Origin of the sequence: Croceicoccus sp. Ery15, from assembly GCF_020985305.1 — a bacterium.
GTDB lineage: Bacteria > Pseudomonadota > Alphaproteobacteria > Sphingomonadales > Sphingomonadaceae > Croceicoccus.
The window spans coordinates 990,965-1,005,731 of the sequence record NZ_CP087588.1 but is presented as its reverse complement, the minus strand read 5'-3'; the positions used below and the strand labels follow the sequence as shown (position 1 = coordinate 1,005,731).

At 62.9% G+C, this 14,767-nt stretch carries 15 protein-coding genes; 7 read left to right on the top strand and 8 right to left on the bottom strand.

The genetic code is table 11. The features are described 5' to 3' along the window. Positions 1-11: 11 nt before the first annotated feature. Genes LOZ77_RS04975 through dusB form a run of 3 tightly spaced genes read right to left on the bottom strand, consistent with a single transcriptional unit; the run spans position 12 to position 3,612 of the window. Complete coding sequence (locus tag LOZ77_RS04975; protein WP_230281085.1) at positions 12-1,460, bottom strand: sigma 54-interacting transcriptional regulator; 1,449 nt, start codon at positions 1,458-1,460, stop codon at positions 12-14. Further along, on the bottom strand, positions 1,457-2,578 hold the full coding sequence (locus LOZ77_RS04970) for a nitrogen regulation protein NR(II) (protein WP_230281084.1): 1,122 nt from the start codon (positions 2,576-2,578) through the stop codon (positions 1,457-1,459). Before LOZ77_RS04970 ends, LOZ77_RS04975 begins: the two co-directional genes overlap by 4 nt. Then, the gene (gene dusB / locus LOZ77_RS04965; RefSeq protein ID WP_230281083.1) at positions 2,575-3,612 is read right to left on the bottom strand and encodes a tRNA dihydrouridine synthase DusB; all 1,038 of its coding nucleotides are present in this window, start codon (positions 3,610-3,612) and stop codon (positions 2,575-2,577) included. Before dusB ends, LOZ77_RS04970 begins: the two co-directional genes overlap by 4 nt. A gap of 73 nt (positions 3,613-3,685) precedes the next feature. Between dusB and LOZ77_RS04960 the strand changes: the two genes are divergently transcribed. Together LOZ77_RS04960 and LOZ77_RS04955 are read left to right on the top strand one after the other, a co-directional pair. Continuing rightward, on the top strand, positions 3,686-4,873 hold the full coding sequence (locus LOZ77_RS04960; protein WP_230281082.1) for a bifunctional 2-C-methyl-D-erythritol 4-phosphate cytidylyltransferase/2-C-methyl-D-erythritol 2,4-cyclodiphosphate synthase: 1,188 nt from the start codon (positions 3,686-3,688) through the stop codon (positions 4,871-4,873). Between the two features lie 36 nt (positions 4,874-4,909). Continuing rightward, on the top strand, positions 4,910-5,413 hold the full coding sequence (locus LOZ77_RS04955) for a CinA family protein (protein WP_230281081.1): 504 nt from the start codon (positions 4,910-4,912) through the stop codon (positions 5,411-5,413). Here the strand turns inward: LOZ77_RS04955 and LOZ77_RS04950 are convergent. Together LOZ77_RS04950 and lipA are read right to left on the bottom strand one after the other, a co-directional pair. Continuing rightward, positions 5,374-5,847 (bottom strand): type II toxin-antitoxin system RatA family toxin, encoded by a 474-nt coding sequence (locus LOZ77_RS04950; protein ID WP_230281080.1) that lies wholly within the window; start codon positions 5,845-5,847, stop codon positions 5,374-5,376. The genes LOZ77_RS04955 and LOZ77_RS04950 overlap by 40 nt on opposite strands. After that, positions 5,847-6,839, bottom strand: a complete 993-nt coding sequence (gene lipA, locus LOZ77_RS04945) for a lipoyl synthase (RefSeq protein ID WP_230281079.1) — start codon at positions 6,837-6,839, stop codon at positions 5,847-5,849. The genes LOZ77_RS04950 and lipA overlap by 1 nt, the downstream gene beginning before the upstream one ends. Positions 6,840-6,922: 83 nt before the next feature. Here lipA and LOZ77_RS04940 point away from each other — a divergent pair, with 83 nt between their 5' ends. From LOZ77_RS04940 to LOZ77_RS04925, 4 genes are read left to right on the top strand one after another with little or no spacing between them, the layout of a single operon-like run. Beyond that, complete coding sequence (locus LOZ77_RS04940; protein WP_230281078.1) at positions 6,923-7,570, top strand: carbonic anhydrase; 648 nt, start codon at positions 6,923-6,925, stop codon at positions 7,568-7,570. 11 nt (positions 7,571-7,581) lie between these two features. Continuing rightward, positions 7,582-8,895, top strand: a complete 1,314-nt coding sequence (locus LOZ77_RS04935; RefSeq protein WP_230281077.1) for an MFS transporter — start codon at positions 7,582-7,584, stop codon at positions 8,893-8,895. Continuing rightward, complete coding sequence (cysK, locus tag LOZ77_RS04930) at positions 8,892-9,809, top strand: cysteine synthase A (protein WP_230281076.1); 918 nt, start codon at positions 8,892-8,894, stop codon at positions 9,807-9,809. Before LOZ77_RS04935 ends, cysK begins: the two co-directional genes overlap by 4 nt. A 2-nt stretch (positions 9,810-9,811) precedes the next feature. After that, a complete protein-coding gene (locus LOZ77_RS04925) occupies positions 9,812-10,513 on the top strand; it encodes a dienelactone hydrolase family protein (RefSeq protein ID WP_230281075.1) in 702 nt (233 codons plus the stop codon). Positions 10,514-10,535: 22 nt separating this feature from the next. Here LOZ77_RS04925 and LOZ77_RS04920 read toward each other — a convergent pair whose 3' ends face one another. The 3 genes from LOZ77_RS04920 to LOZ77_RS04910 form a co-directional block, all read right to left on the bottom strand. Next, a complete protein-coding gene (locus LOZ77_RS04920; RefSeq protein WP_230281074.1) occupies positions 10,536-12,338 on the bottom strand; it encodes an acyl-CoA dehydrogenase C-terminal domain-containing protein in 1,803 nt (600 codons plus the stop codon). A gap of 64 nt (positions 12,339-12,402) precedes the next feature. Continuing rightward, positions 12,403-12,771, bottom strand: coding sequence for a phosphoribosyl-AMP cyclohydrolase (hisI, locus tag LOZ77_RS04915; RefSeq protein WP_230281073.1), 369 nt, complete (start codon positions 12,769-12,771; stop codon positions 12,403-12,405). A 359-nt stretch (positions 12,772-13,130) separates the two neighbouring features. Then, positions 13,131-13,925, bottom strand: coding sequence for a ComF family protein (locus tag LOZ77_RS04910; RefSeq protein WP_230281072.1), 795 nt, complete (start codon positions 13,923-13,925; stop codon positions 13,131-13,133). Positions 13,926-13,971: 46 nt separating this feature from the next. Here LOZ77_RS04910 and LOZ77_RS04905 point away from each other — a divergent pair, with 46 nt between their 5' ends. Further along, positions 13,972-14,763: a methyltransferase domain-containing protein gene (locus LOZ77_RS04905; RefSeq protein ID WP_230281071.1), complete on the top strand. Its 792-nt coding sequence runs from the start codon at positions 13,972-13,974 to the stop codon at positions 14,761-14,763. Positions 14,764-14,767 lie beyond the last annotated feature (4 nt).

Below are 14,767 nucleotides of genomic sequence, written 5' to 3'. Positions count from 1 at the left end.
ATGCGCCCCGATCAGCCGCGCGTGCGGGGGGTAAACCGGTCCGGATCGATATCAAGCTCGTCCAGACGTTTGCGCAAAGTGTTGCGGTTGATCCCCAACATTCGTGCGGCACGCAGCTGGTTGCCGCCCGTGGTGTCGAGCATATGGGTCAGCAACGGTTTTTCGAAAGCAGCAATCGCCTTGGCATAAATCTGGCCCGGCTCGGGCGCATTGGCAGCCAGCCAGCGATGCAGCGCATTGTCGAGATCGTTGATGCCGCCGCTCTCGGCCATGATTGCGCCCGATGGCGGCGGGGCAGTCGCGGCCTCGTCGGCCAGCAAAGCCTGAACCGCATTGCGGTCGACAATCTCCTCACGTGCCAGCAAGGCAAGGCGATAGACGAAATTCTTCAGTTCGCGCACATTGCCGCGCCATGGCTGCGCCCGTAAAAGCGCCGCGCCATCCTTGCTGAGATTGCGGCGCGGCAGCCCGTCGCGCGCGGCTTGTGCCAGAAAATGGCTGGCCAGCGCATCGACATCGTCGCCCCGTTCACGCAGCGGGGGAAGCTGGATCGGCACGACATTCAGGCGATAGAAAAGATCCTCGCGAAAGCGCCCGGTTTCGATGAGAGGCGCCAGATCCTTGTTCGTCGCGGCCACAATGCGCGCATCGATTGGCACTTCCTCGCGCCCGCCGACGCGCAGGATGGTGCCCGATTGCAACGCCCGCAACAGTCGGGTCTGCGCCTGCATCGGCATATCGCCGATTTCGTCGAGGAACAAAGTGCCCCCGCGCGCCTGCTCGAACTTGCCGATATGGCGCGCAAAGGCTCCTGTGAACGCGCCTTTTTCATGGCCGAACAATTCGGATTCAATCAGGTCGGCGGGTATCGCCGCCGTATTCACGGCCACGAAAGGCCCGCGCGAACGCTGGCCCAGCTTGTGGATCGCCTCGGCCACCAGTTCCTTGCCCGTGCCCGATTCGCCCAGGATCAGCACGGTCAGATCGTTGCGCAAAACGCGGGTGATCATGCGATAGACCGCTTGCATCGCATTGGACCGGCCGACCAGCGGAAGCGCGGGATCGCCCTCTCCCTCCAGCGGCTTTGCCTCTGCCTCGGCATTGCCGATCGCGGCGGTGACCGCGCGGACAAGTTCGTCGAGATCGAAAGGCTTGGGGAAATATTCGAACGCACCCGTGTCGCTGGCGCGCACCGCCGTATCCAGCGTATTTTGCGCCGACACGACGATCACCGGCAGGTTGGGCTGCCGTGCGCGCACTTCGTCCAAAGTGCCGATGCCGTCGCCATCTTTCAGCACGACATCGGTCACCAGCGCCGAATAATTCTCGCACGCCAGCAGCCGGTCCCGCTCTGCAATCGTATCACAGCGGACGACTTTCAGCCCCTCATCCTCCAGCGCCGTGGTGATCACGACCGCAATGGAGATATCGTCTTCGACCAGAAGAACCGGCGCGCTCATGCTTCGCTATCCTCGCGCCTGGTTTCCACCATGGGCAGGCGGATGCGGAAATGCGTCAGGCCGCGCAGTTCGTCCCGCTCGTGATTGATGCGCCCGTTCATGTCGCGCACCAGCTTGCGCACCAGCGCAAGGCCCAACCCCTGCCCCTGTTTCTTGGAGGAAACGAAGGGCTCGAAAATATGGTCGCGCAGTTCCGGATCGACACCGGGGCCATTGTCGGTCACGCATATCTCGATCGGCAGGCGGATCGGCTGGGCATGACCTGCCTGCCGCAGCATGATGCCACTGGCGAAACGGGTGCGCAGCGTGACTTCGGGGCAGTCCTCTCCGGCGCAAGCCTCCGCCGCGTTGGTCAACAGGTTCAGCAGCACCTGCAGCAGCGAATCCGAATTGACCAGCACCATGGGAAGCGACGGATCGAATTCCTCGCGTATGCGCACATTGGCATGCCCGCCTGCTTCCAGAACGGCGCTGGCGCGGCGGATCGCGACATGCAGGTTTACGGGTGTTGCGGGCGCTGCGGAACGGCTCGACAGGGTTTGCATCTGATCGATCAGCGCAGCGATACGGTCAACCTCGTCCGCGATCAGATTGGTCAGTGCACGGTCCGATGCCTTGGCTTTGCGCCCCAAAAGCTGCGCCGCCCCGCGGATACCGGCCAGCGGGTTCTTGATCTCGTGCGCAAGGATCTCAGGGGCGCGCAGCCCCGCTTCCTCATGCGTATTGATGCCCGATTCCTCGAACCCCTCAACTTCTGCCGATTCGATCAGGGTCAGCGTCTGCCAACCCTCCCAGCCCGCGACCGGAGAAACGATGACATGCAGACGGCGGGCGCTGGATTTGCCGATGCGGGCCGCCATATCGCGTGCATTGATCTGTACATCGCTATCGTCCAGCATCGCCATCAGCCGCGGTTCACCGAAATCAACGACCGATTTCAATGACTTACCGATCAGCCTTCGCGCACTTTGTCCCAACAGCTGCTCACCCGCGCCATTGACGGCAGCGATGCGCTGGCCGGGGCGCAGCATGACGACGGCATAGGGCAGGCTGGCGATCAGACGCGCGTGATCGGGCGACGGGCGAACGGCCTCTCCGATCGTGCCGGCAAGCGTCACGCCGCGGCAGCCTTCGGGCTATCTTCGAACAAAGGCAGATAGAACTCGCGCAGAGCTGCCAGCACCTTGTCCGCATCATCGATGAAATTGACCATATTGCGGAATTCGGCCGAACCTTTCAGCCCCTTGGTGTACCAGCCGAGGTGCTTGCGCGCCATTTTGACGCCGGTTTCGGCACCATAATGGTCCAGCATGGCGCGATAATGTTCGGTGACCAACGCATATTGTTCCGCCAATGACGGATCGGGGCGCACATCGCGCCCTTCCAGCCAGTCCATGACCTGACCGAGCAACCAGGGGCGGCCATAGGCACCGCGACCGATCATCAACCCGTCGGCCCCGCTCTGTTCCAGCGCGGTGGCGGTATCGTCGATCCCGCAAATGTCGCCATTGACGATAACGGGGATCGATACGGCGTCCTTCACCTTGCGCACAAAGGCCCAATCGGCGCTGCCCTTGTACATCTGGTTGCGCGTGCGTCCGTGGACGGTGACCATGGCCGCCCCCAGATCCTGTGCAATACGCGCCAGTTCGGGCGCGTTGAGCGAAGCGTGATCCCACCCCATGCGCATCTTCACCGTGACCGGCACCGAAACCGATTTGATCGTTTCGCTCATCAGCTTTGTCGCCAGCGGAATGTCGCGCATCAAAGCCGATCCGGCAAAACCGTTGGTCACCTTGCGCACCGGACAGCCGAAATTGATGTCGATAATCGCCGCGCCGCGATCCTCGTTCAGCTTGGCCGCTTCGCCCATCGACACCGGATCGCAACCGACAAGCTGCATCGAAACGGGATCTTCGCTGGGGTGCCACTCGGCCTTCTGGATCGACTGGCGCGTTTCGCGGATCATTGCCTGGCTAGCGATCATCTCGGTCACGTTCAGGCCCGACCCGAAACGGCGGACCAGCGTGCGGAACGGCATGTCGGTCACGCCCGTCATCGGCGCCAGCACCACCGGAGTCGCCACATGAACCGGCCCGATGCGGATCGGGTCAAGCTTTGGCGCTGTGGGGAATGTCGAAATAGCGTTCATATTCTGCCTAAAAATTAAGCAGTGCGCATAGTCGATTGCTCAACGCCCATCAAGCCTGTAGCGGGGCAGCGCGATGGCGGACGGTGCTGGGCATATACAGGCGGAACGGGCCGGTGGGCAAACCGCCGGCATCATCGTGGCTGCAGGCAGCGGATCGCGCGCCGGTCTGGCTACGCCGAAACAATTTGCGCCCTATGGCCAAACGACGGTTCTGGGTCATGCGGTCGCGCGGCTACGGGCGGCCATTTCCGGCCCGATCCTGATCGTCATCCCCGACAAGGACGAAACGCAGGCCCGCGCTGCCATTGGCGATTGCGACGACATCTCCTTTGTTCCGGGCGGCGCGACGCGGCAGGAATCGGTCCGTGCAGGGCTAGAGGCTCTGGCTGCCCTGCCCCTGCGCCCGACGCAGGTTTTCATTCACGATGCCGCGCGCCCCGATCTTCCCGCGGACGTGGCCGACAGGCTGATCACGGCACTGCGGGATATTCCGGGCGCGATACCCGTTCTACCCGTCGTGGACAGCATGGTCGAAGCCAGCGGCGATATCATGGGCGCCCCCGCGCGGCGGGAGGATTTGCGCCGTGTCCAGACGCCGCAAGCCTTTCGCTTTGATGCGATCCTTGCTGCCCACCGCGCATGGCAGGGCGCCCGCGATGCGGGCGACGATGCGCAGGTCCTGCGCCAGGCGGGCCACAATGTCGCTTTGGTAGAAGGCGATGCGCGGCTCGCCAAGCTGACTTTCAAGGAAGATTTTGCCATGCCGCACGGTGCCGCCCCCGCCTTTCGCACCGGCAGCGGTTATGATGTGCACCGGCTGGTCCCGGGCGATCACGTCTGGCTGTGCGGGATCAGGGTCGACCACGATCATACGCTTTCGGGCCATAGCGATGCCGATGTGGCGCTGCATGCGCTGACCGATGCCATACTGGGCGCGATCGCCATCGGCGATATCGGCGATCATTTCCCGCCCAGCGACCCGCAATGGAAGGGCGCGGCATCGCATATCTTTCTGACGCATGCGGTAAAGCTCGCCGCCGACAAGGGCTATGCCATCGGCAATTGCGACCTGACGATTATTTGCGAGGCACCCAAGATCGGGCCGCACCGCATGGCCATGCGCGCAAGGCTGGCCGAACTGCTGGCTGTTGACATCGATGTCATTTCGGTCAAGGCGACCACCACCGAACGGCTGGGCTTTACCGGCCGCGGTGAAGGCATCGCCGCACAGGCCCAGGTGCTCTTGGTGAAAACGGCGTGATGACCGCAAAATCCCCCCAACTTTTCCGGAACTGACATGGACAGCAACCTCCCCCAGGAACTGACCGATCTGGCCGCAAGGGTCGTCGCCGCGCATAAGGACGCGGGTACGACCATCGCCGTGGCCGAAAGCTGCACCGGCGGTCTTGTATGCGCCGCCCTCACTGAAATTCCCGGATCGTCCATGGTGCTCGACCGCGGCTTCGTGACCTATTCGAACGAAGCCAAGATGGAAGAGCTGTGCGTGCCGAGCGATCTGATCGAGACGTTCGGCGCGGTCTCCGTCGCCGTTGCGTGGTCGATGGCGACCGGTGCGCTGAAAAGCAGCGATGCGGATGTTGCCGTGGCCATTACCGGCATTGCCGGCCCCGATGGCGGCACGGAACTGAAACCCGTGGGCACGGTCGTGTTCGCGCGCGCCAATCGCGACCGCGACGAGGATGAGGAGCCTTCAGCCGAGCTGAAGCATTTCGACTGCAAGGGCCGCGCCGATGTGCGTCTTCAGGCGGCGCTATGCGCGCTGGAACTGTTGCTGCCGTAAAGCGCTTCGGCGCGTTCCTCGAACGCGCCGACCATCTTGCGGAAGGCGCGGTCGAGATACTGGCCTGCCAACGCCTCGAATACGCGGTTGCGGAAGGTGAAATCGACGCAGAAATGGATGCGGCATCGCCCGTAATCGGGCGAGCCGTCCAGCGGTTCGAACTGCCAGCTGTTTTCAAGCTTGGACAGCGGACCGTCGACATATTCGACCACGATCCGGTCGGGCCGGTGCTTGTGCACTTTCGACGTGAACCGTTCGCGCAGCGCCTTGAAGCCGACCATCATGTCGGCCACCATTTCGGTTTCGGTGTCCGAACGCACCCGCGTTGCCACCACCCATGGCAGGAATTGCGGATAGCTGCCCACATCGGCGACCAGATCGAACATCTGTTCGGCCGAATAGTTCAACTCGCGCGTTTCGCGAATGCTGGGCATCAGTCGGCGGGCGTCTCGTTGCTGCGGTCCCAGTGCTTCTTGCCCGGCACCTTGGCAGGCTCGCCCGCTTGCTTTGCCAGCTGGGCATCGCGCGTCGCCTTCATTTCGGCGAAATCGTCGCCTGCGTGATAGCTGGACCGCGTCAGCGGGCTGGATGCCACCTGCAGGAAGCCCTTGGCCCGCGCGATCGAGCCCAGCGCGCTGAACTGCTGAGGTGTGACGAAATCGACCACCTTCGCATGCTTGGGCGTGGGTTGCAGATATTGCCCCATGGTCAGGAAATCGATGTCGGCGCTGCGCATGTCGTCCATCACCTGGTGGATCTCAAGCCGCTGCTCTCCCAGCCCCAGCATGATGCCCGACTTGGTGAAGATCGACGGATCGATCGCCTTCACCTCTTCCAGCAGGCGGAGCGAGGCATAATAGCGCGCGCCCGGCCGGATCGTGGGATAAAGGCGCGGCACGGTTTCAAGGTTGTGGTTGAACACATCGGGACGCGCTTCGCAGATCGCCTTGATCGATGCCTTCATCTTGCCGCGGAAGTCGGGTGTCAGGATTTCGATCGTGGTCTTGGGCGCGCGCTTGCGCAGCTCCTCGATCACTTTCACGAAATGACCGGCGCCGCCATCGGGCAGATCGTCGCGATCGACCGAAGTAATGACGATATGTTCCAGCCCCATCTCGCCCGCGGCGATGGCCACGTTCACCGGCTCCATCGGATCGACCATGCGCGGCATGCCGGTCTTGACGTTGCAGAACGCACAGGCGCGCGTGCACACATCGCCCAGAATCATCACTGTCGCGTGTTTCTTGGTCCAGCACTCGCCGATATTCGGGCAGGCCGCTTCCTCGCACACCGTATTGAGCTTGAGGTCGCGCATCAGGCGGCGCGTTTCGGCATAGCCCTTGCTGGTCGGGGCCTTCACGCGAATCCAGTCGGGCTTGCGCTGGATCGGCGGGCGCATATCGGCGGGTTTGGTGATCTCGTTCATAATGGCCCACATAAGCGCGTCTGCCACGGGCCGCAACATCGTGCTGCTTGCAAGCTGCGCAGCACGGATGCAAAGAGCGCATCATGCCCGATTCACCCGTACAGTCCGCCCTGACCGAAGGTTACCGTCGCTTCCGCGAGAAAAGCTGGCATCCCCAGCGCGAACGCTGGATGCAATTGAAAGAAGGGCAGTCGCCCAAGGTGATGGTCATCGCCTGTTCGGACAGCCGCGTCGATCCCAGCCAGATTTTCGATGTCGATCCGGGCGAGATTTTCGTGGTCCGCAATGTTGCCGCCATGGTCCCTCCGTTCGAAACCAATCCCGGCCATCACGGCGTTTCCGCCGCGCTGGAATTCGCCGTCCAGGTGCTGGAGGTCGAGGAAGTGCTGGTGCTGGGCCACGGCATGTGCGGCGGGTGCAAGGCGGCGCTCACCCAATCGATGCACGGGGCCGAACCGGGGCGCGGCGGATTTATCGCGGACTGGATCGAATTGCTGGACGAAGCGCGCGAGGAAGTCGCACACGACCACGGCACCGAAAGCCGGGAGGCGGAGCGCGCGATGGAACAGGCCGCCGTCAAGGTATCGATCCAGAACCTGCGCAGCTTCCCCTGCATCCAGGCCAAGGAAGCACAAGGCAAGTTAAGTCTGCGCGGCGCGTTTTTCGCGATTTCGGACGGGGTTCTGCACTGGCTTGACGAAGCATCCGGTAAGTTCACACCGGTTCGCTGAACCGCCGTTCCATGACTGACACCGCCGCGAACGAGCCGCGCCACCCGCTCCAGATTCGCGATTACCGCCTGTTCTGGGTCGCCCGTTTCGCGGGCGTGATCGCCACGCTGTCGATGGTCGTCGTGCTGGGCTGGCAGGTCTATGACGTCGCGCGCAGCGATTATGGGATGAGCAGGTCGCTGGCCGCGTTCCAGCTCGGCCTGCTGGGCGCGGCGCAATTCGTGCCGCTGTTTCTGCTGACGCCGTTCGCGGGCGTCGCCGCCGACCGGTTCGACCGGCGGAAGGTCGCGGTCACGGCCATGCTGTTCGACATGCTGATCGCCGCCGCGCTGGGCTTTGCGACATGGCACGGGCATCTGACTTTGCCGCTCTTGTTCCTGCTGGCGGCGCTGCATGGCACGGCGCGCGTGTTTTTCGGCCCCGCGATGAATGCGCTGGCGCCCAATATCGTACCCGCCAGAATGATCCCGCGCGCGATTGCGACCAATGCCATCGCATGGCAGTTCGCAACCGTTCTGGGCCCCGCGGCGGGCGGCATGCTTTATGCTGTTTTTCCCAGCTTCCCCTATATCGTATCGGTCGTCCTGCTGCTGACGGCCGCATCGATGGTCGCACTGATCAAGCCGCTGCGCCAGCCCGATGTCGACCGCAAGGTGCACCCGATCCGGCAAGTGACCGACGGGCTGAAATTCGTGTGGAACGACCGGTTCCTGCTGGGCGCGATCTCGTTAGACCTGTTTGCCGTGCTGCTGGGCGGCGTAACAGCCCTTTTGCCGGTGTTTGCGCGCGACATTTTGCAGGTCGGACCTGTTGGCCTTGGCTGGATGCGGGCCGCCCCGGCCGTGGGCGCGGGACTGGTGGCGCTGTGGCTGGCGTGGAAGCCGCTTGAAAGCAATGTCGGCGTCAAAATGCTGTGGGCGGTGGCGATCTATGGCCTGATGACCGCGCTTTTCGGCGTTTCGCGTGAGTTGCTGCTCAGCCTCGGCGTGCTGGTGGTGCTGGGCGCGGCGGATATGATCTCGGTGTTCGTGCGCGGATCGCTGGTGCAATTGAATACGCCCGATCACATGCGCGGAAGGGTCTCATCCATATCGGGCCTTGCCATTTCTGCTTCGAACGAACTGGGCGAATTGCAATCGGGCGTGGCTGCTGCGCTGATCGGTGCGACGGGGGCGGTTGTTTTCGGCGGCGTCGGGGCAATATTGGTGGTCGTCATCTGGGCCTATGCCTATCCCGAACTCAGAAACGCCCGGACATTCGCGCCCGCCTATCGCATCACCGACGACGGGAAGCGCGAGCAAGAGCAGGAAGGAGCCAAGTTATGAAGGCCGAAAACGTCCTCGCCACGATTGGCAATACGCCGCACATCCGCCTGTCGCGCCTGTTCCCCGATCACGAGGTCTGGGTGAAGTCGGAACGCGCCAATCCGGGCGGATCGATCAAGGACCGTATCGCACTTGCCATGGTCGAAGCGGCCGAGGCGAGCGGTGCGCTGAAGCCCGGCGGCACGATTATCGAGCCGACGTCGGGCAATACCGGCATCGGCCTTGCCATGGTCGCCGCGGTCAAGGGTTACAGGCTGGTGCTCGTCATGCCCGAGAGCATGTCGATCGAACGCCGCCGTCTGATGCTGGCCTATGGCGCGACATTCGACCTGACACCCAAGGAAAAGGGCATGAAAGGCGCGTTGGAACGTGCGCGCGAGCTGGTAGAGGCCACCGATAGCGCCTGGATGCCGCAGCAGTTCGAGAATGACGCCAATCCCGCGATCCACGCTGCCACCACGGCAAAGGAAATCCTGGCTGATTTCGCAGACAGCCCGATCGACGCGCTGATCACCGGCGTCGGCACGGGCGGTCACCTGACCGGCTGCGCCGAGGCGCTGAAGACCGAATGGCCCGCGATGAAGGCCTTTGCCGTCGAACCTGCGCTGTCGCCGGTTATCTCTGGCGGGCAACCCGGCCCTCACCCGCTGCAAGGCATTGGCGCCGGTTTCATTCCGGAAAACCTGCATACACGATCAATCGATGGCGCAATCCCCGTCGACGCGGACGAAGCGAAGGACATGGCCCGCAAATGTGCGCGCATGGAAGGTTTGCTCGTCGGCCTGAGTTCGGGGGCGACATTGGCCGCCATCGCGAAAAAGCTGCCCGAACTTGGCGCTGGTGCGCGGGTGATGGGCTTCAACTATGATACGGGTGAGCGTTATCTTTCGGTGCCCGGTTTCCTGCCGGAGTAGCCATGCAAACCGAAGCCATTGCTTATTCGGACGGTGATATGGCGCTGACGGGATGGCTGGTCCGTCCCGAATGCGCCCCCACTGCCGCCATTCTGATCCTGCCGACCATCGCCAACCGGAACGAGGCGATGGACCGGCGGGCTGCCATGCTTGCCGACGCGGGTTATCTGGTCTTCATCGCCGATTTCTATGGGCTGCCCGATGCCAGTATCGAGCAATTGTTCGAGGCGGGACGCGCGCTGATGGCGGACACGCCTGCCTTCCGGCAAAGGATCAGGGCCGCCTGCGACAAGGCGGAAAAGATCGCGGCGGGCCTGCCGCTGTTTTCAATGGGTTTTTGCATGGGCGGGCGCGGCGTGCTGGAACTGGCGCGAACCGGCGCGCCCATACGCTCGGCGATCAGCTTTCACGGATTGCTGGCGACGGACATGCCCGCCAACGGCAGGATCGATGCAAAAATCCTGGTCTGCCATGGCGATGCCGACCCGATGGTCCCGCGCGGCGATGTCGCGGCATTCCAGACGGAAATGGATGCTGCCGGTGCCGACTGGCAGCTTATGGTGTTTGGCGGGGCGAAGCATGGCTTTACCGATCCCGCCAGCGATTTACGCGACAATGACGCCGTTGCCTATCATGAACAGGCCGACCGGCAGAGCTGGTCGGCCGCCATGCTGCTGATCGAACATTCGCTCGCAGCAGCCTGACGCGCCGACCGTTCGCATAGGGTCAGGCCCGCAGAAAGCTCTCGGCGGGCATAGCCATGATCACGTCGGCTCCACCTTCCAGTTTGCGGCTAAGCGCGCCCGCATCGGGCAGATGGCTGCGCGCGAAATGGCGCGCGCAAAGCAGCTTGGCTTCCATAAAGGCATTGTCGCCCTCACCCGCCGCAAGCGCCTGGCCCGCGGCCTTGGCCATGCGCAGCCACATCAACCCGATGGCGACCAGTCCAAGGATCTGCATCGTCATATAGGCCGCGCTGCCCGCATTATCCGCGTTTTCGGGCGCATTCTGCATCAGCCACATGGCGGCCGCCTTCATTTCGCCATTCGCCTTTTCCAGCGCGGCGGCAATTTGGGTTGTCGCCTCATCCGAACCGGCGGCGGCGATTTCTGCGTCGACCAGCGCAAAGAACGACTGGATCGCGCGCCCGCCATTCATCGGCAGCTTGCGCCCGACAAGATCCATCGCCTGCACGCCGTTCGCGCCTTCATAGATCAGGGCAATTCGTGCATCGCGCACGAACTGCTCCATCCCGTTTTCGGCAATATAGCCATGCCCGCCCCAAACCTGCTGCATCTGGGTGGCCACATCATAGCCGATATCGGTACCGATCGCTTTGACGACCGGCGTCAGCAACTGGACGAAATCGTCCGCGCGGGTCCGTTCTTCCTCGCTCTCTGCATGATGCGCCAGATCGCTGAGGAACCCCGACCAGAGTACCAGCGCGCGCAAACCCTCGGTCCGGGTGCGTGCATCCATCAGCAAGCGGCGGACATCGGGGTGAACGACCAGCAGATCGGCGTTCTGATCCGGATCGACGGGGCCGGTCAGCGCCCTGCCCTGACGGCGATCCAGCGCATAGGCCGCACCATTCTGATAGGAAACCTCGGCTTGCCCCAGCCCCTGCAGGCCGACCCACAGGCGCGCCGCATTCATCATGATGAACATGGCGGCCAGCCCCTTGTGCTCTCCGCCGATCAGCCATCCCTTTGCGCCGTCATAATTCATGACGCAGGTGCAACTGCCGTGAATGCCCATCTTCTCTTCGATGGAGCCGCAGGACAGAGTGTTACGCTCTCCCGCCTCGCCGTTTTCGTCGGGCAGGAACTTGGGCACGATAAACATCGAAATGCCCTTCGACCCCTTGGGCGCGTCAGGCAGGCGTGCCAGCACGAGATGGACGATATTGCCCGCCAGATCATGCTCACCGCAGGAAATGAAAATCTTGGTGCCGGTAATCGCATAGCTGCCGTCGCCATTGGGTTCGGCGCGGGTGCGAAGCAGGCCGAGATCGGTGCCCGCATGCGGTTCCGTCAGGTTCATCGTGCCGGTCCATTCGCCCGACACCAGCTTCGACAGGTAGGTTTGCTGTTGCTCTTCGCTGCCGCGCGCCAGAAGAGCGCGGATCGCACCGTCGGTAAGTCCCGGATACATGGCAAGCGACATATTGGCAGCCGACAGGAATTCCTCGACCGCGACACCGATGGCATGGGGAAGTGCCTGCCCGCCGAACGCCTCGGGCGCAGTCAGCGTGGTCCAGCCCGCTTCGCACATCTGGCGATAGGCATCGGCGAAACCGTCGGGAACGCTGACCGAACCGTCGTCATGGCGGGTGCAGCCCTGCCGGTCACCCGACGCATTGAGGGGAGCGAAAACTTCTGCTGCAAAGCGGCCCGCTTCGGTCAAAATGGGTTCGACCATGTCGGCGTCGAGCGCTTCGAAACCCGGTTTGCCGGCATAATCGCCGATTTTGAGCACGTTTTGCAGGTTAAACAATGTGTCGCGCAACGGCGCGGTATACTCGGCCATGGTGGCCTACTCCTCTCAATTTTTACTTACATTATTGTCAGTATAATTTACTGGCCAAACTTCTTCAATCCCCGACCATTTCCAGCCCATGATCGATTACGCGGCGATAGAAACAGCTGCGCCGACCGGTGTGGCATGCAGGACCCGCCGGTGTGACATGCAGGACAAGGCAATCCTGATCGCAATCGACCAGCATGTCCGAAACGCGCAGCATATTGCCCGACGTCTCGCCCTTCTTCCAAAGCGACTGGCGCGAACGCGACCAGAAATGGGCAAGCCGTGTCGAACGTGTGAGCGCCAGCGCCTCGTCATTCATATGCGCCACCATCACGATCGTTCCATCGCCTTCATCGACGCAAATCGCGGTAATCAATCCGCTCGCGTCGAAACGCGGGATGAATTGCAGAGTGCTGTCGGCGCAAATGTCGCCCATTGGCTAATGTCCTTATCGCGCCTGCTGATTGTGGCGCACGAATGTTGCAAAAGGAACACAGCGTTGCATCATTTCCATGACAAACGCGGGAATCTCCTTTCCAAATTGCACTCTACGCGCAAGAACGCAATCACGGCTTGAGGGAGCCGGACCCGCTCTTCGCAGCGGTTGGCGTTGTCGCGGAGCAGGTTGCAAAAGCGGTCAACGTTCAGGGAAAACGGCGTGCCGGGGGGCGCGTCGGACAAACGGCCGGAAAAGCCGCTCGGGATCATGGTCCCTGATGCGCATCCGGTCGAACGTCACGCTGGCGCTCGGGACTTCGGTCCCGGGCGCCAACTTTTTATGCTTCCCGCTTCTGCCTATTCCGGATCGTCATCGATAAATGCCGGCTTGGGCTCGGCCGCTGGCGCGACGCGCGCATAGCAGGCGATCACCACGCGCCGTGCGCCTGCCTGCTTCAATGCCGCGACACAGGCCCCGCTGGTCGCGCCGCTTGTCACCACATCGTCGACCAGCACCACATCGCGCCCCGCGATCGAGGCGGTGGCATCATCGCGGGTCCGGATCGCTCCCGATAGAACATCGCGCCTTTCCTTCCGGTCCAGCCCGTCAAGCGATGGTGTCCGCCTGATCCTGCGCAGTGCGTCGGGCGTGAACGCCCAGCCCTGCTGCCTCGCAAACGCTTTCCCCAGCAAAGCCGACTGGTTATATCCCCGCTTCCAAAGCCGCGTGGGGTGCAAAGGCACCGGCATGACAAGCGGATCGACCAATTCCCCCAGACCGGCCGCGGCAAAGCGCAACGCCATAAAGCGCCCCATGGGCCCCGCCAAAGCGAACCGGCCCGCATGTTTTAATGCCAGCAAGATCTCGCGCGACACAGGGCCATAGATTGTCGCCGCAGCGATGCCGTCGTGAAGCGGTGCATCAAGCGCGCAAAACCGGCAAATGCGCTCTGCCGTCAATTCGTCGCTGGCCAGTGGAATCTGGCAGTTTCGACAGGACGGCTGGCCAGGCAATTGCAGCCTGCCCCAACAGGCACCGCACAGCCCTTCGTCCCAATGGGTGTCGCTGCCCATCACGCCTTCTCCGCACGACGGGCAGCGCGCGGGGAAGGCGAAATCGACCAACGGGGCAAAGGCCTGGCGAATGCTCATGCCGTTACGCTTGCGTCAGCGCGCTTTGCACTGCAACAGGCGCGCCATGGATATCCCGCCCTCTCCGCCCGTTATCTTTGCCCGATCGCGCCGCATGGCCGCCCGCCAGCGCATGGCCGCGGGAGAGCGCGCAGGGCACGGCGTTTCGACCATTGCGCGCGAATTGGCCGAAGATATCGTCGACCGGCTGGGTTTCCTGCGCGAGACATTCGACAATGCGCTGGTGCTGGGTGACCGGACAGGAGCATTGATCCGCCATCTGGAGGCGCAGGGAACGCAGGTAATACCCGCCGATCCCGCGCCGCTCGACGGGATGGCGCAGATCGACGAGGAAGCCCCCATCGACGGCGGCCCGTTTTCACTGATCGTGACCCTCGGCCTGCTCGACACCGTCAATGATTTGCCGGGCGCGCTGGTACTTATGCGCCGCGCATTGAAACCGGGCGGACTGATGATCGCCAGTTTTGCCGCTGCCGGTATCCTGCCCACGCTGCGCGCTGCCATGCTGGAGGCCGATGGCGACCGCCCTGCCCCGCGCATTCATCCGCAAGTCGATGTGCGCGCCGCGGGGCAATTGCTGACGCGGCTTGGTTATGCCGATCCGGTGGTGGATGGCTGGGGTTTCGATATTGGCTTCGACAGTTTTGACCAGCTTGTCGGCGATTTGCGTGCGCAGGCGCTGAACAATGTTCTCGCCAGATCGGGCCCGCCATTGCTCCGCGCCGCGGTCGCAACGGCCCGCGCCCGTTTCGAAGCATCGCGGGATGCCGACGGGCTGATCCGCGAACGCTTCGAATTCGTGACGCTGACGGGGCGCAACGCGGCGCCCCGTTTCTAGCGGT

Bases quoted from the DNA above. Each gene is read 5' to 3' on its own strand.
- LOZ77_RS04960 (WP_230281082.1), top strand. From the start codon at position 3,686: ATGGCGGACGGTGCTGGGCATATACAGGCGGAACGGGCCGGTGGGCAA.
- LOZ77_RS04975 (WP_230281085.1), bottom strand. From the start codon at position 1,460: ATGAGCGCGCCGGTTCTTCTGGTCGAAGACGATATCTCCATTGCGGTC.
- LOZ77_RS04950 (WP_230281080.1), bottom strand. From the start codon at position 5,847: ATGCCCAGCATTCGCGAAACGCGCGAGTTGAACTATTCGGCCGAACAG.
- lipA (WP_230281079.1), bottom strand. From the start codon at position 6,839: ATGAACGAGATCACCAAACCCGCCGATATGCGCCCGCCGATCCAGCGC.
- LOZ77_RS04910 (WP_230281072.1), bottom strand. From the start codon at position 13,925: ATGAGCATTCGCCAGGCCTTTGCCCCGTTGGTCGATTTCGCCTTCCCC.
- LOZ77_RS04920 (WP_230281074.1), bottom strand. From the start codon at position 12,338: ATGGCCGAGTATACCGCGCCGTTGCGCGACACATTGTTTAACCTGCAA.
- LOZ77_RS04905 (WP_230281071.1), top strand. From the start codon at position 13,972: ATGGATATCCCGCCCTCTCCGCCCGTTATCTTTGCCCGATCGCGCCGC.
- cysK (WP_230281076.1), top strand. From the start codon at position 8,892: ATGAAGGCCGAAAACGTCCTCGCCACGATTGGCAATACGCCGCACATC.
- LOZ77_RS04925 (WP_230281075.1), top strand. From the start codon at position 9,812: ATGCAAACCGAAGCCATTGCTTATTCGGACGGTGATATGGCGCTGACG.
- hisI (WP_230281073.1), bottom strand. From the start codon at position 12,771: ATGGGCGACATTTGCGCCGACAGCACTCTGCAATTCATCCCGCGTTTC.
- LOZ77_RS04955 (WP_230281081.1), top strand. From the start codon at position 4,910: ATGGACAGCAACCTCCCCCAGGAACTGACCGATCTGGCCGCAAGGGTC.
- dusB (WP_230281083.1), bottom strand. From the start codon at position 3,612: ATGAACGCTATTTCGACATTCCCCACAGCGCCAAAGCTTGACCCGATC.
- LOZ77_RS04935 (WP_230281077.1), top strand. From the start codon at position 7,582: ATGACTGACACCGCCGCGAACGAGCCGCGCCACCCGCTCCAGATTCGC.
- LOZ77_RS04940 (WP_230281078.1), top strand. From the start codon at position 6,923: ATGCCCGATTCACCCGTACAGTCCGCCCTGACCGAAGGTTACCGTCGC.